13 protein-coding genes are annotated in these 13,725 nt (G+C 65.9%); 7 read left to right on the top strand and 6 right to left on the bottom strand.

The genetic code is table 11. The features are described from left to right. The first annotated feature begins 46 nt into the window (after positions 1–46). Positions 47–2,428 (top strand): penicillin-binding protein 1C, encoded by a 2,382-nt coding sequence (gene pbpC / locus EGM71_RS15480; RefSeq protein ID WP_135967613.1) that lies wholly within the window; start codon positions 47–49, stop codon positions 2,426–2,428. 113 nt (positions 2,429–2,541) lie between these two features. Here pbpC and EGM71_RS15475 read toward each other — a convergent pair whose 3' ends face one another. Further along, positions 2,542–3,117: a ferritin-like domain-containing protein gene (locus EGM71_RS15475; protein WP_188485588.1), complete on the bottom strand. Its 576-nt coding sequence runs from the start codon at positions 3,115–3,117 to the stop codon at positions 2,542–2,544. 29 nt (positions 3,118–3,146) lie between these two features. Next, positions 3,147–3,629, bottom strand: a complete 483-nt coding sequence (locus tag EGM71_RS15470; RefSeq protein WP_032127816.1) for a peroxiredoxin — start codon at positions 3,627–3,629, stop codon at positions 3,147–3,149. 261 nt (positions 3,630–3,890) lie between these two features. Here EGM71_RS15470 and EGM71_RS15465 point away from each other — a divergent pair, with 261 nt between their 5' ends. Beyond that, positions 3,891–4,784 carry a DnaJ C-terminal domain-containing protein gene (locus tag EGM71_RS15465; protein WP_071228113.1) on the top strand — a complete coding sequence of 298 codons (894 nt, stop codon included), beginning with the start codon at positions 3,891–3,893 and terminating at the stop codon, positions 4,782–4,784. A gap of 98 nt (positions 4,785–4,882) precedes the next feature. On the opposite strand, the gene pilH is transcribed toward EGM71_RS15465, so the two are convergent. Together pilH and EGM71_RS15455 are read right to left on the bottom strand one after the other, a co-directional pair. Further along, positions 4,883–5,254: a twitching motility response regulator PilH gene (gene pilH, locus EGM71_RS15460; protein WP_005410644.1), complete on the bottom strand. Its 372-nt coding sequence runs from the start codon at positions 5,252–5,254 to the stop codon at positions 4,883–4,885. A gap of 88 nt (positions 5,255–5,342) precedes the next feature. Then, positions 5,343–6,338 (bottom strand): YhdH/YhfP family quinone oxidoreductase, encoded by a 996-nt coding sequence (locus EGM71_RS15455; RefSeq protein ID WP_188485587.1) that lies wholly within the window; start codon positions 6,336–6,338, stop codon positions 5,343–5,345. Between the two features lie 153 nt (positions 6,339–6,491). Here EGM71_RS15455 and hflK point away from each other — a divergent pair, with 153 nt between their 5' ends. The 5 genes from hflK to EGM71_RS15430 all read left to right on the top strand — a co-directional run bounded on the left by hflK (position 6,492) and on the right by EGM71_RS15430 (position 11,187). Beyond that, positions 6,492–7,625 (top strand): FtsH protease activity modulator HflK, encoded by a 1,134-nt coding sequence (gene hflK, locus EGM71_RS15450; protein ID WP_032127819.1) that lies wholly within the window; start codon positions 6,492–6,494, stop codon positions 7,623–7,625. Continuing rightward, a complete protein-coding gene (gene hflC / locus EGM71_RS15445; RefSeq protein ID WP_010482785.1) occupies positions 7,622–8,485 on the top strand; it encodes a protease modulator HflC in 864 nt (287 codons plus the stop codon). Before hflK ends, hflC begins: the two co-directional genes overlap by 4 nt. 69 nt (positions 8,486–8,554) lie before the next feature. Then, positions 8,555–8,740, top strand: coding sequence for a DUF2065 domain-containing protein (locus tag EGM71_RS15440; protein WP_005414170.1), 186 nt, complete (start codon positions 8,555–8,557; stop codon positions 8,738–8,740). 383 nt (positions 8,741–9,123) lie between these two features. Next, positions 9,124–10,416, top strand: a complete 1,293-nt coding sequence (locus EGM71_RS15435) for an adenylosuccinate synthase (RefSeq protein ID WP_075676916.1) — start codon at positions 9,124–9,126, stop codon at positions 10,414–10,416. Positions 10,417–10,542: 126 nt separating this feature from the next. After that, positions 10,543–11,187 (top strand): hypothetical protein, encoded by a 645-nt coding sequence (locus tag EGM71_RS15430; protein ID WP_188485586.1) that lies wholly within the window; start codon positions 10,543–10,545, stop codon positions 11,185–11,187. Positions 11,188–11,298: 111 nt separating this feature from the next. On the opposite strand, the gene EGM71_RS15425 is transcribed toward EGM71_RS15430, so the two are convergent. Both EGM71_RS15425 and EGM71_RS15420 read right to left on the bottom strand, forming a co-directional pair. Further along, positions 11,299–12,927, bottom strand: a complete 1,629-nt coding sequence (locus EGM71_RS15425; protein WP_188485585.1) for a hypothetical protein — start codon at positions 12,925–12,927, stop codon at positions 11,299–11,301. A gap of 141 nt (positions 12,928–13,068) precedes the next feature. Continuing rightward, positions 13,069–13,722: a M23 family metallopeptidase gene (locus EGM71_RS15420; RefSeq protein WP_188485584.1), complete on the bottom strand. Its 654-nt coding sequence runs from the start codon at positions 13,720–13,722 to the stop codon at positions 13,069–13,071. Positions 13,723–13,725 lie beyond the last annotated feature (3 nt).

The following is a 13,725-nucleotide window of genomic DNA, read 5'->3' as shown; positions in this document are numbered from 1 at the left end:
CGCGGACGGGCCGCGACGGCGCGGCCCGTCCTGCTGGCAACCCGCAATGAAGAACACGATGACGACCCGGCTGGCGGCCCTGCGCCGCCGGCTGCGGCCGCTGTGGCCATGGCTGCGCTGGGGTGCGGCGGCCACGCTGGCGCTGCTGCTGGTGCTGGATTTCGCCTTCCCGCCGCCGCTGCCGAAGCAGCGTGATACCAGCACCCTGGTGGTGGCTGCCGACGGTACGCCGTTGCGTGCGTTCGCCGATGCCGAGGGCGTGTGGCGCTATCCGGCTTCCATCGACAGCGTCTCGCCGCTGTACCTGCAGGCGTTGCTGACCTACGAAGACCGCTGGTTCTGGCGCCATCCGGGCATCAACCCGCTGGCGATCCTGCGTGCCAGCGGGCAGCTGCTGCGCGGCGGCCGCATTGTTTCCGGTGGCTCGACCCTGACCATGCAGGTCGCCCGCATCCTCGATCCGCATACACGCACGCCCTGGGGCAAGCTCAAGCAGATGCTGCGCGCGGTGCAGCTGGAAGTGCATCTGAGCAAGCAGCAGATCCTGGCGCTGTATCTGGAGCGCGCGCCCTACGGCGGCACCATCGAGGGGGTGGAAGCGGCCAGCTGGGCCTATCTTGGCAAGCCGGCGGCGCAGTTGTCGCATGCCGAAGCCGCGCTGCTGGCGGTGCTGCCACAGGCGCCGAGCCGGCTGCGCCCGGACCGCCATCCGGAAGCCGCGCAGAAGGCGCGTGACAAGGTGCTGTCACGCATGGCCGAACTGGGCGCGTGGACGCCGGAGGAAGTGGAGGATGCGCGCATCGAGAACGTGGTGGCGCGCTCGCTGCGGCCGCCGCTGCACGCGGCACTGCTGGCGCAGCGCCTGCACTCGGCGCATCCGGGCCAGGCACGCATCCAGAGCAGCATCGACATCGGCCTGCAGCGCACGCTGGAAGAACGCGTGGCCAGCTATTTCTCGACGCTGCCCGAGCGCACCTCGGCAGCGCTGCTGGTGGTCGACAACCAGACCCTGCAGGCACGCGCCTATGTCGGCACGCTGGCGTTCGGCGACCGTCAGCGCCTTGGCCACGTGGACATGGTGCAGGCCTGGCGGTCGCCGGGCTCCACGCTCAAGCCGTTCCTGTATGCGATGGCGCTGGACGATGGCCTGATCCATTCGGAAAGCCTGCTGGTCGATGCGCCGCAGAGTTTCGGCAGCTATCGCCCCGGCAACTTCGACATGGCCTTCAATGGGCCGATTGGTGCCTCCAGCGCATTGCGGCTGTCGCTCAACGTGCCCTCGGTGGACCTGCTGCAGCGGGTCGGCGCCGGGCGCTTCGCCGCACGCCTGTCGCACTCCGGCATCCAGCTGCGCTTCCCGCCGGGCAGCACGCCCAACCTGTCGCTGATCCTGGGCGGCACCGGCGCGCGGTTGGAAGACCTGGTCGGCGCGTTCGCTGCGCTCAACCGCAACGGCATCGCCGGCCGCGTGCGTTACACCGACGACGAGCCGATGATCGAGCGGCGCCTGGCCTCGCCGGGTGCCAGCTGGATCGTGCGCGAGATGCTGGAATCGAACCCGCGCCCGGGATACAGCGTCGGTACGTTCGATGTCGGTGGCCGCCCGCGCGTGGCGTGGAAGACCGGCACCAGTTACGGGTACCGCGATGCGTGGGCCATCGGCAGTACCCGCCACTACACCGTGGGCGTGTGGGTGGGCCGGCCAGACGGCACGCCGTTACCGGGCCAGTATGGTGCGGTCACCGCACTGCCGCTGATGTTCGAAGTGGTGGACAGCCTGCCGCGCCAGCGTGGCGATTCCGCTGCTGCGCCAATGCCGGCCAGTGTCAGCCAGGAGGATGTGTGCTGGCCCACCGGCGAACGTGCCGAAGGGCTGCCCGCGGCACTGTGCCAGCGGCGGATGTCGGCCTACCTGCTGGAGGGCGCGGCACCGCCGACCTTCCCCGAACGCGAGGCGCGGCGCTGGCAGCCGGGCCGGCAGCGGTACCTGGCCGATGCGCGGACCGGACTGCGTGTATCCGCTGATTGCCGTCTGCCGCATGAGGAAGTCGCTCGTGAGATCGCGCGTTGGCCGGCGTTGTTGTCACCGTGGCTACCCAAGGCCACGCGCGAGGCCTCGCAACTGCCGGCGCTGTCGCCGGACTGTCGCGACGACGGGCGGGAGGCCAGCGTCGCGCTGCACGTGGACGGACTCAATGATGGCGCCACGCTGGCGCGCGCGCCGAATTCGGAACATGGCGTGCGCCTGCAGCTGCGCGCGCTGGGCAGCGAGCAGGCGGTGGACTGGTTGCTGGATGGACGCTGGATCGCACAGACCCACGGTGCGCAGTTGATGCAGCGCGAGTTCGCCGATCCGGGTGCACACACCCTGACCGCGCTGGCGGCAGATGGCGCATGGACGCAGGTGCGCTTCAACGTCCTCAGGTAGATGCCGACCTTGGTCGGCACTCGGTCCAGCGCCAATGACACCTTCGTGCTCTGGTAGGTGCCAACCTTGGTTGGCACGCGGCGAAGCGCCCACCAAGGTGGGCATCTACCGGATCATTCCCCGATCCACCCGTCCAGCAGGTCGGCAAACTCGTCGGCGTGTTCCTCTTCCTGCGCCAGGATCTCCTCGAGGATGCGCTTGGTAGTGGTGTCGCGGTCGCCGATGAAGTTGATCATCTCGCGGTAGCTGTCGATGGCAATCCGTTCGGCCACCAAGTTCTCGCGGACCATGTCGCGCAGGTCGCCGCCTTCCTTGTATTCGGCATGCGAGCGCGCGGTCAGCGTATCCGGGTTGAGATCCGGCTCGCCGCCAAGCTGGACGATGCGCTCGGCCAGCTTGCCGGCATGCGCCTGCTCCTGCTGTGCATGCTCGAGGAACTCGGCCTTGACCGCGTCGGCCAGCATGCCCTTGGCCATGAAGTAGTGCCGGTAGTAGCGCAGCACGCACACGTATTCGGTGGCCAGTGCGTCGTTGAGCAGCTTGATCACCACCTTGCGGTCGGCGCTGTAGCTGTCGGTGATGGCTCCGTCTTCGATGTTGCGCCGGGCGCGTTCGCGCAGGGTCTTGCGGTCACTGATGCCGGGCACGTTTGCGGCGGGCTTTGCGGTTTTGGCTGGCTTGCTGGACATGGCTGGCCGTTTCCTCTTGCGGTGGGGAATCAGGTAGGCAGGTGCTCCAGCACGTACTCGGCCGAAGACACCTCGAACTGGCCCGGCTGCTCGATCCAGGCCGCACGCACCACGCCATCCACCACGTACAGCGCGAACCGGCGTGAGCGGATGCCCATGCCCGAGGCGCTGGCGTCGAGCTCCAGGCCGAGCGCGCGGGTCAGTTCGGCATTGCCGTCGGACAGCATCAGCAGGCCGTCGGGCACGCTCTGGTCGGCAGCCCAGGCCTTCATCACGAACGGGTCGTTGACGGCCATGCAGTAGACATCGATGCCGCGCTGGCGGAAGGCCTGGAACTTCTCGACGTAGCCGGGCAGGTGGCGCGCCGAACAGGTCGGGGTGAACGCGCCGGGTACGGCGAACAGCACCACCTTGCGCGCGTCGAACAGCGAATGCGTATCGAGCGTTTCGATGCCCTCGCGGATGCGCTTGAGGGTCACTTCCGGAATGCGGTCGCCGACATGGATGGTCATGGGGAACTCCTTGCTGGGGCAGGCTAGTGGGCCGGATGGGACAGGGGCGTCAAGACATTGGAAAACCGGTGTGCAGGCCCCATCTTCAGGCTTTGCGGCGCGGGCTTCCAGCCACAGCCTGGGGTATCGGGATGGCAGCCGCATTGCGCAGGATCAGTCGGCCTCACCGGGGCCGCACGAGGGGCGGCGTAGCATCGCCGGCGCGTAGAATGAACCCGGGGCGGCGCCACCGGCGCGGCCGAAGCAGATCGAGGTAGCTGGATGGAATTCAAGGATTACTACGCCACCCTGGGGGTGGAACCGAGCGCGGGCGAGGCGGAGATCAAGACCGCCTACCGCCGGCTGGCACGCAAGTACCACCCGGACGTCAGCAAGGAGGCCGGGGCCGAAGACAAGTTCAAGGCGGTCAACGAGGCCTACGAGGCGCTGCGCGATCCGGAAAAGCGTGCGGCCTACGACCAGCTGCGCGCGCAGGGCTATCGCCCGGGCGAGGAGTTCAACGTGCCGCCGAACTACGGCGGCGCTGGTGGTTTCAATTTCGAGGAAGTGTTCGGCGGTGGTGGCCCCAATGGCGGCTTCAGCGACTTCTTCGAAAGCCTGTTCGCGCGCCAGCGTGGCGGTGGCGGTGCAGGTCCTGGCCCGGGCTTCAGCAGCCAGGGGCACGCACCCAACCGCGACACCCGCGCCAAGCTGTCGGTACCGCTGGAAGCGGCCTACAGCGGCGACAGCCTGCGCATCACCGTCAACGGCAAGCAGCTGGACGTGCGCGTGCCCAAGGGCATCCGTCCGGGCCAGGTGATCCGCCTGGCAGGGCAGGGCAACCATGGCGGCAACCTGCTGCTGGAAGTGGAGTACGCCGCACACCCGCAATTCGAGGTCGATGGCCGCAACATCCTCTATACGTTGCCGGTGACCCCGTGGCAGGCCGCCCTGGGCACCAGCATCAGCGTGCCGACCCTGGGCGGTGCGGTGGAGTTGAAGATCCCGGCCGACTCCGATGCCGGTCGCAAGCTGCGCCTGCGCGGTCGTGGCCTGCCGGGCAATCCGGAGGGCGACCAGATCGTCGAAATCGAGATCGTGGCTCCGGCCGCGACCGACGAAGCGCAGAAGAAGGCCTACCGCAACCTGGCCAAGGCCTTCGGCGAGTCAATCTGAGCACGCCTTGCGGTAGTGCCGGCCGCTGGCCGGCAATGTCATTACCCGGGACGGTGATGCGTGGTTGCCGGCCAGCGGCCGGCACTACCGCGCGCGTCTCAGCCCTGGCCGGCGAACACGCGCTCCAGCACCTCGGACAGTTCGTCTTCCGAGAACGGCTTGGTGATGTAAGCCTTGGCGCCCTGGCGCATGCCCCACATGCGGTCGGTGTCCTGGTCCTTGGTGGTCACCAGGATCACCGGGATATGCCGGGTCGCCTCGTCGCGGGCCAGGGTGCGGGTGGCCTGGAAGCCGTTGAGATTGGGCATCACCACGTCCATCAGGACCAGGTCGGGCAGCTCGGCTTTGGCGGTTTCGACCCCGGCGGCACCATCGGTGGCGGTCAGGATCTGGTGCCCGAGCTTCTCGACGATGCGCTGTATCCCCAACAGCTGCGACGGTGAGTCGTCGACGATCAGAATGCGTGCCATGTTGTTCCCCATGTAATGCCCGCAGTGTAGTGCGGGCTCATTACCGGCGGGAGGGGCGCATCTGCCGTCCGTCGCCTGCCTGCGACGTTCAGTCGATCCGCACCACGGTGCGGCCCAGCGATCCGCCCGCCAGCATCCGCTCGAACACTGCCGGCAGGCCATCAAGGCCGACCTCGGCGGTACAGATGCGGTCCAGATGCTGTGGCTTCCATTCGCCGCCCAGGCGCGACCACACCTCTTCGCGCAGCGGGCGCGGTGCATTGGCCGAAGACACGCCGAGCAGCGACACACCGCGCAGGATGAAGGGCATCACCGTCATGTCCAGCGTCGGGCTGGCCGCCAGGCCGGCGCTGACCACGCTGCCGTAGGGCACGGTCTGCGCCAGCAGGCTGGCGAGCATGGCGCCGCCGGCATTGTCCAGGCCCCCGCCGAAACGTGCGGACTGCAGCGGGCCGGTGTCGCTCAGTGTCTCGCGCGGCAGCACCTCGGTGGCGCCGATGGCGCGCAGGAAATCGGTCTGGTCGGGCTTGCCGCTGATCGCGTGCACGGTATAGCCGGCCCGGCTGAAGATCGACAGCGCCAGCGCGCCGACACCACCACTGGCACCGGTGACCGCCAGCGGGCCGAGTTCCGGGGCCTGCCGGTTGTCCTGCATGCGCAGCAGGGCCAGGGCCGCAGTGAAGCCGGCGGTGCCCAATACCATCGCCTCGCGCGGGCTCAGCCCGGCCGGCTGGGCGATCACCGCACGCGATTCCAGCCGCACATACTGGCTGTAGCCGCCGTCGCGGGTCTCGCTCAGGCCGCAGCCGGTGGCCAGCACGGCGTCACCTTCACGCCAGTCCGGGTCGGTGCTGGCGACCACGGTGCCGGCCACGTCGATACCCCCCACCAGCGGGAAGCGGCGCAGGATCTTGCCTTTGCCGGTGCCGGCCAGGGCATCCTTGTAGTTGACCGAGGACCAATGGGCGCGGATCAGCACCTGGCCGGGGTTGAGGTCGTCGACACCGAGCTGGGCCAGGCCGCTGCGGTAGCCAGCGTCGTCATTTTCGATGCGGAAGGCGGTGAACGGGGTGGTGGGGGCCATCGGCGTTGCCTGACTTCGAGGAAAACGCCACCTTACCCCGTTGTCCCCCTTTCGATCCTGCCGATCCGCCCCATCTTGTATGATCGGTAATGGTTTCACGGCTGGCGCCGCGGGAAGGGCCCGCGCCGCAGCCCAAATCTTGATGGAGCGTGCATGGCCTGGAATACACCCGGCGGCAACAAGGGCGGACAAGGCCCCGAGGACAATCGACGCGGGCCGTTCGGGTCGCGCGGCGGTGGCAATGGTGGTGGCTGGGGCGGACTGCCTGGGCCACTGAAGGACCTGTTCGACGGCGGCATCATGCGTTGGGTGGTGGCGGCTGTCGTGCTGCTGGTGCTGTTCTCCAGCTTCCAGCTGATCGGCGAACAGCAGCGTGGCGTGGTGCTGCGCTTCGGCCAGTTCTCGCGCATCCTGCAGCCCGGCCCGAACTTCAAGCTGCCGTGGCCGATCGAATCGGTCACCAAGGTCAACGCCACCGAGATCAAGACCTTCTCGATCCAGGTGCCGGTGCTGACCCGCGACGAGAACATCGTCAACGTCTCGCTGAACGTCCAGTACCGCATCGACGACCCGCAGCAGTATCTGTTCGGCACGGTCGATGCCAACCAGGTGCTGGAGCAGTCGGCGCAGAGCGCGGTGCGCGAGGAAGTCGGCCGTGCCGACCTCAACGCGGTACTGAACAACCGTGGCCCGCTGGCCGTGGCTGCCGAGGAGCGCCTGCAGGCGCTGCTGAAGGCGTTCAAGACCGGCCTGACCGTGACCGGCCTGACCCTGCAGGACGCCCGTCCGCCGGAGGAAGTGAAGCCGGCCTTCGACGAGGTCAACGGTGCCCAGCAGGTCAAGGAACGCCTGATCAACGAAGCCCAGGCCTATGCCGCCAAGGTCGTGCCGGAAGCCCGAGGCCAGGCCTCGCGCGCCCGCACCACTGCCGAAGGCTACAAGCAGGCCGTGGTGTCCAAGGCCGAGGGTGACGCGCAGCGCTTCAGCCTGTTGCAGGCCCAGTACAAGGACGCCCCGGAAGTGACCCGCAAGCGCCTGTGGCTGGAGACCGTGCAGCAGGTGCTGAGCGAGAACCGCAAGGTGATCGGTGGCGATGGCCGCCAGCTGATCTACGTGCCGATGACCGGCGACACCCGTCCCACCACGTCGGCCCCGGCCGCAGTGGCGAACCCGGACGTGGTGATGCCGTCGCTGCCGGGTGCAGCGGTGGAAGCTTCCCGTGATCCGGGCCGGCCGGTGGGCCGCCCGACCGGGCGACCGAGCGGCCGTGAGGAGGGCAGCCGATGAAGAGTCCTATCTGGATCGCCGTGATCGTGGCGGTGGTACTGGGCCTGCTCGGCTCGGTGTACGTGGTCCGTGAGGACCAGACCGCCATGGTGCTGAACCTGGGCAAGGTGGTGCGTTCGGACATCAAGCCGGGCCTGCACTTCAAGGTGCCGGTGGTGGAAACGGTGAAGGTCTTCGACCGCCGCTTCCAGGTGCTCGACACCGCGCCGGCGCGCTACTTCACCGCCGAGCAGAAAGACGTCAGCGTCGACTTCTTCGCCATCGGCTACATCTCCAACGTGGGTGACTACTTCCGTGCCACCGGCGGCGATCCGCGCATCGCCAACGCCCGCCTGGCACCGATCATCACCGACTCGCTGCGCAACCAGATCAACTCGCGCACCTTGCAGCAGCTGGTCTCCGGCGACCGCAGCGAGCTGATCGCCGAGCAGCTGAAGGGGATCAACGAAGCGGTGGCTGGCCTCGGCATGCAGATGATCGACCTGCGCATCAAGCAGGTGGACCTGCCGACCGACAGCCAGGTGATCAACGACGTGTACGAGCGCATGCGCGCCCAGCGCAAGCAGGAAGCCGCCAAGCTGCGTGCGGAGGGCGAGGAGCAGTCGCTGACCATCCGTGCCCAGGCCGACCGTGACAGCACCGTGCTGATCGCCGAGGCTGAGCGTGATGCACAGCGCCTGCGCGGTGAAGGCGATGCCGATGCGGCCCGCATCTACGGCAAGGCCGGCTCTGCCGACCCGTCGTTCTATGCGTTCTACCGCAGCCTGGAGGCCTACCGAGGCTCCATGACCGACGGCAACGGCGTGATCGTGCTCGACAAGAACGACCCGTTCCTGCAGTACCTGAAGAACGACCGCTGAGGTCGCAGGGCACTACCCCACGGGGCCCGGCCAGACGCCGGGCCCCGTGCTTTTTCCGGAGTCCCCCCCATGAAAGATCTGTTCGCCGCCGTCTGCCTGGTCGCGGTGCTGGAAGGCCTGTTCCTGTTCGTCGCGCCGTTCGCCTGGAAGCGCATGGCCGAACGCCTGCTGGACCTGCCCAGCCCAGCCCTGCGCAGCTTCGGCGGACTGGTGCTGCTGGCCGGCCTGAGCCTGCTGTGGTGGGTGCGCCACTAGAAGGGTAGTGCCGGCCGCTGCCCGGCGAGCTGGGATTGCCGGCCAGCGGCCGGCACTACCGGGAGGCGCCTGACTGGCCGGTACATGCGTGGCCCGGCTCTGGTAGATGCCAACCTTGGTTGGCATTGCCGGCCAGCGGCCGGCACGACCGGGCGGGGCGGCTGACCGGCCGGTGAAGCCGTCCGTCGGAAAGGTGGCAGCGGACCCCGGAAACCCGGATAATGCACAAAAGCCGGACGGGCCTCCCCGTTCGGCTTTTTCCGTGTCTGGGCCTTCCATCGCCGGCCGCTCCCCGTTTGGAGCCGCCTTGCAGGTGCTGGCCAGCCCCGCCACGGTTTACCCGTCCGCGGCCCCGATGGCCGCAACAAATCGAGGAGCCCGTCATGGGTCAGTCTGTCGTAGTGTTGGGTGCCCAGTGGGGCGATGAAGGCAAGGGCAAGATCGTCGATCTGCTCACTGAGGAAATCGGCGCCGTCGTGCGCTTCCAGGGCGGCCACAACGCCGGCCACACCCTGGTCATCAACGGTAAGAAGACCGTCCTGCACCTGATCCCGTCGGGCATCCTGCGTGACGACGCGCTGTGCCTGATCGGCAACGGCGTGGTGATCTCGCCGGCCGCGCTGCAGAAGGAAATCGCCGAGCTGGAAACCTCCGGCGTGGAAGTGCGTTCGCGCCTGAAGATCTCCCCGGCCGCGCCGCTGATCATGCCGTACCACATCGCCCTGGACCAGGCGCGCGAGCGCGCTGCCGGTGGCAAGGCGATCGGCACCACCGGCCGTGGCATCGGCCCGGCCTACGAAGACAAGGTGGCGCGTCGCGGTATCCGCATCGCCGACCTGCATTACCCGAAGCAGCTGGAAGAACTGCTGCGCACCGCGCTGGATTACCACAACTTCGTGCTGACCAAGTATCTGAACACCGATGCGGTCGATTTCCAGAAGACCTTCGACGAGGCGCTGGCCTTCGGCGAATACGTGCAGCCGATGAAGTCCGACGTGGCCGGCATCCTGCACGACCTGCGCAAGCAGGGTAAGCGCGTGCTGTTCGAAGGTGCGCAGGGCGCGCTGCTGGACATCGACCACGGCACCTACCCGTACGTCACCAGCTCCAACACCACCGTCGGTGGTGCGCTGGCCGGTTCCGGCGTCGGCGCCGATTCGATCGACTACGTGCTGGGTATCGCCAAGGCCTACGCCACCCGCGTCGGCGGCGGCCCGTTCCCGACCGAGCTGGACGACGAAGTCGGCCAGGGCATCCGTGACCGCGGCGCCGAGTACGGTGCCTCGACCGGCCGTCCGCGTCGTTGCGGCTGGATGGACATCGTCGCGCTGAAGCGCGCCGTGGCCATCAACGGCATCAGCGGCCTGTGCATCACCAAGCTGGACGTGCTGGATGGCATGGAAAAGCTGAAGGTCTGCATCGCCTATGAATACAACGGCAAGCGTACCGAGTACGCGCCGCTGGACGCACAGGGCTGGGAAGACTGCACCCCGGTGTACCTGGAGTTCCCGGGCTGGAGCGAGAACACCCACGGCATCACCAACTGGGATGACCTGCCGCCGGCCGCACGTGCCTACCTGCGTTCGCTGGAAGAGCTGGCCGGCTGCCCGATCAGCATCGTCTCCACCGGCCCGGACCGCGACCACACCATGGTCCTGCAGGATCCGTTCGCCTGAGTGAGTGACCGGTAGCGCTGGGCCATGCCTGGTACTGCTGAAGGAAAAGCCCCGCGCAAGCGGGGCTTTTTCGTTACTGTGTCGCCAGGGCCAGCGGGGAAGCGACGCGATGACCAGGATGTCAGCGTGAAGGGCGAGACGGTCGTGCGGATCACCCTGTGGGTGCTGTGGAGCCTGTGGGGCATCGCCTGCCTGGTACTGGTGCTGGGTGCGGCTGCCAATACCCTGGCTTCGCGCACGCAGACGGTGCCGCTGGTGCTGAGTCCTGGCGCAACCGCCCAGATCACCGTCTACCGCCTCATCGATGACCAACTGCGGTTGCGCCTGCGCTATGCCGCGGACGGTACGGAGGCTGACCCCGAGGTGCTGCTGCGCATCGAAACTCCGACCGATCAGGGAGACTTCCGTGCAGGGGAGCGTTCGGGAGTGGCCGGGGAGGGCATCAATCGCGCGCTGGCTTCGGTTGAGTCCAGCGGCCTCACGGCGTTCTACTTTGGCTACGGCCGCGGCGACGCATTGCCACGCGGCCGCTCATGGCTACGGGTAACCGTGCTGGAGGTGGACCCGGCCCTGGCCGGGCACGCGGCAGACATCGAGCTGCAGCCACCGCTGGACCTGCTGAAGCTGACCGACCTGGATTACATCTGGCTGTGGCCGTTCTTCTTCTGGAAGATGGCGGCACTGTTCCTGCTGATTCCAGGGGCCGCGCTGGCTGTCTTCACTCTGGCGTTGCGGCGCTGGCAGCGCCGCAACACCTGTGTTCAATCGTGACAATGTCAAGATTGGAGACTCACCGAGCAAGTGGAGCTGGTCGGCCGAATTCATCTGCCTAAGTAGAGTCCTATGTAGAGTCGAAAATTGACTCGAAGACCTGTCTCAACTCTATTCGTAAGTAATAGATGGATCCCAACGGCTGCTGTCGCAGAAGTGATTCGCTCTGGCTCCCACCATGAAGAATATACCGTCGCCGGGAATGACATGCCGAACGATGTTCAATGACTTGCCGACGGTGTCTCCGTTGTCGATGGCCGTTGAATAGATCTGCTCGCCATTGTGTACGACCGATGCGTTGACCCCATCCCCGCAGGTGATGTCCGCGTCGCGCAATGTGCCTTCGATTCTCACGGTCCCCGCCTTGGGCGCGACCCATTTCAATACGGGAATCTCCACCGGAGCCGGGTGCATGCTATCCCGCCAGATACGCGGCCAGTCCGTGCTGCTTCCCCAATACGAACTAATCCAGTTCAGATCGAATATGCCTGCATCGCTTCCCTTCTGGTACCACCAGTACGGCCCCTGCGATGATGAGAAATCGGTCGATTGCCGAAACGTATCCTTGGACACGCCCAGATTGACTTTCCAGCGGTAGATAGCGAAGTTCCGAGGCACAACGCCCGGGTCCTTTAGGCAGTAGATGTATATGTGCTGGCCGGAGATGGCGTTGGTGCGCCCTGCCGCGTCCGCAATCGAGCAGTATTGGTAGCCGCTGACCGGGTGAGAATTGGATGCGGTTTCGTCGGCAATGCTGAGTGAGGGGCTCCAGTTGATTGCATCATGCGATTCGTAGAGATCAACGTTGGTGTTTCGGCCGCCCCAGGTCATGAACGTCAACGCCATGTAGTACTTCCCGGTGTGGGTGCTGTAGGTTGCTTGCGAATGCGTGATGCCCCACGGAGCAATCCTGCTCGAATTTCCACCCAGTCCAGGTTCAGTGAATGCACCTGCATAGTACTTCTTCCACAACTGTGCACCTGCGTTGCCCTGTCGTGCCTCGGCAATGACGTCGGCGATTGGCGCGCGTGCGATGGCTATGCCTGACGTGTCGGTGAAGTAGACGTAGATGTAACCATCGCGTGTGACGTATGGAAGACCCTGTATGTTGTGCGGTTGCGGCTCGCCATGAGCGCTGAGTATTCGCCCCAGATAGGTCCAGCTTTCTCCGCCATTACTCGACCATGCGAGTCCTATTCTGGTCTTCCCCTCTTGGTTTCCTGCCACACCGCCGGATCCGCCTACGCGCTCCTCATGTACGAACGCAAGGATTTCTCCCTGTTCATTTGCTTGATAGGCGTTCACAAACCACACATCGATGGTGTCGCTGGTGTTGAATGCAGTGAATGCAGTGCCAGGGCCATTGACGCAGAAGTTGTTTGTTCCCCTGTTACAGCTGTTCTTCGACCATTTCAGTGAAGCATAGGGCGCATCCAGCGAACCTTGATGAAGTGAATGCTTGATTCCTCCGGCTTGGTAGTTCCACTCGGACTTTATCCATAGCCGTTGACCATTGACGGTAAACGTGGACATTGGGGCATCCATCTGGGTTCCCGCCAGTGGCCCATTGGTCATGCTGGAAAAGTCTGCAACGATGATTGGGGAAGAAGATTTGGCGTTCGTCTGGATCTGCGCCTGGGCACCGAGCGGAGCTATCAATAGGGTAAGAGCAAGCCAGAAGTTCGAGAGGCGTTTTGGCCCTTGTTGGCAGGCATGCGAGTCCATGATTTCCATCTCCATATTGCTGGTTATCCAGCCGTGCAAACATGCCAGAATCTTCTCTTTGCTGCATTCTGGGCTGTCCAGGCCACGTAGGGCTGGTGAATGCTGAACCCGATTCCAGCGGGAAACAGGGCGTCCAGGCATGAGGCAACGTCGCAGCTAGTCTCCCGCGTACCGTGGATGCAGCAAGGGATAGGGATTGATCGACTCTCCCTTCCACCACTGTTTTTCCGGCCCCAGCACATGCACCTCGAAATGCAGATGCGGCGCGTCGGCACTGGCGTTGCCGGTGCTGCCCACGTAACCGATCACCTCCCCGCGCTTGATGACCTGCTTCTCGGCCAGGCCATCGGCATAGCGCTGCAGATGCGCGTAGTAGTAGCACCAGCGTCCACTGGGCTCGAACTGGTAGATCGTCAGGCCACCGCGCTCGCTGTCGAACAGCTTCTCCACCGTGCCATCAGCCACTGCGAGTACCGGCGTACCTGCATCGGCCATGATGTCGATGGCATCGTGCACGCGGCCCTGGCTGCGTGCATCGGTGAAGGTATCGCGCAGCTGAGAGGCCTGGATGCCCTGCACCGGCAGCAGCAGGCCGGGCGGTGCAGCCGCAGCCTGCGAGGCTGACGGCGCGGCGATGACGGGAGGCGCGGTTGCGGGTGGTGCTACAGATTCCTTCGCCGGCGCAGTGGCTACCGTCGATGGCGCTGCCGGCAGCGAGGCGGCCACCGGCTCACCCACACCGCGGTGCAGCCACCAACCTGCACCCAGCCCCAGCAGAACACCCAGCACGATCAGTTGCGAAAGACGCATCGG

This window comes from Stenotrophomonas maltophilia (genome assembly GCF_006970445.1).
In the GTDB taxonomy this organism is placed as follows: domain Bacteria; phylum Pseudomonadota; class Gammaproteobacteria; order Xanthomonadales; family Xanthomonadaceae; genus Stenotrophomonas; species Stenotrophomonas maltophilia_AU.
Note: the sequence above shows the minus strand (reverse complement) of the source record. Positions and strands in the feature narration are given on the sequence as shown.

What these genes read in the sequence shown, in the direction of transcription:
- pbpC (WP_135967613.1), top strand. Translation starts at nt 47, where the DNA reads ATGAAGAACACGATGACGACCCGGCTGGCGGCCCTGCGCCGCCGGCTG.
- EGM71_RS15475 (WP_188485588.1), bottom strand. Translation starts at nt 3,117, where the DNA reads ATGTCCAGCAAGCCAGCCAAAACCGCAAAGCCCGCCGCAAACGTGCCC.
- EGM71_RS15470 (WP_032127816.1), bottom strand. Translation starts at nt 3,629, where the DNA reads ATGACCATCCATGTCGGCGACCGCATTCCGGAAGTGACCCTCAAGCGC.
- EGM71_RS15465 (WP_071228113.1), top strand. Translation starts at nt 3,891, where the DNA reads ATGGAATTCAAGGATTACTACGCCACCCTGGGGGTGGAACCGAGCGCG.
- pilH (WP_005410644.1), bottom strand. Translation starts at nt 5,254, where the DNA reads ATGGCACGCATTCTGATCGTCGACGACTCACCGTCGCAGCTGTTGGGG.
- EGM71_RS15455 (WP_188485587.1), bottom strand. Translation starts at nt 6,338, where the DNA reads ATGGCCCCCACCACCCCGTTCACCGCCTTCCGCATCGAAAATGACGAC.
- hflK (WP_032127819.1), top strand. Translation starts at nt 6,492, where the DNA reads ATGGCCTGGAATACACCCGGCGGCAACAAGGGCGGACAAGGCCCCGAG.
- hflC (WP_010482785.1), top strand. Translation starts at nt 7,622, where the DNA reads ATGAAGAGTCCTATCTGGATCGCCGTGATCGTGGCGGTGGTACTGGGC.
- EGM71_RS15440 (WP_005414170.1), top strand. Translation starts at nt 8,555, where the DNA reads ATGAAAGATCTGTTCGCCGCCGTCTGCCTGGTCGCGGTGCTGGAAGGC.
- EGM71_RS15435 (WP_075676916.1), top strand. Translation starts at nt 9,124, where the DNA reads ATGGGTCAGTCTGTCGTAGTGTTGGGTGCCCAGTGGGGCGATGAAGGC.
- EGM71_RS15425 (WP_188485585.1), bottom strand. Translation starts at nt 12,927, where the DNA reads ATGGAGATGGAAATCATGGACTCGCATGCCTGCCAACAAGGGCCAAAA.
- EGM71_RS15420 (WP_188485584.1), bottom strand. Translation starts at nt 13,722, where the DNA reads ATGCGTCTTTCGCAACTGATCGTGCTGGGTGTTCTGCTGGGGCTGGGT.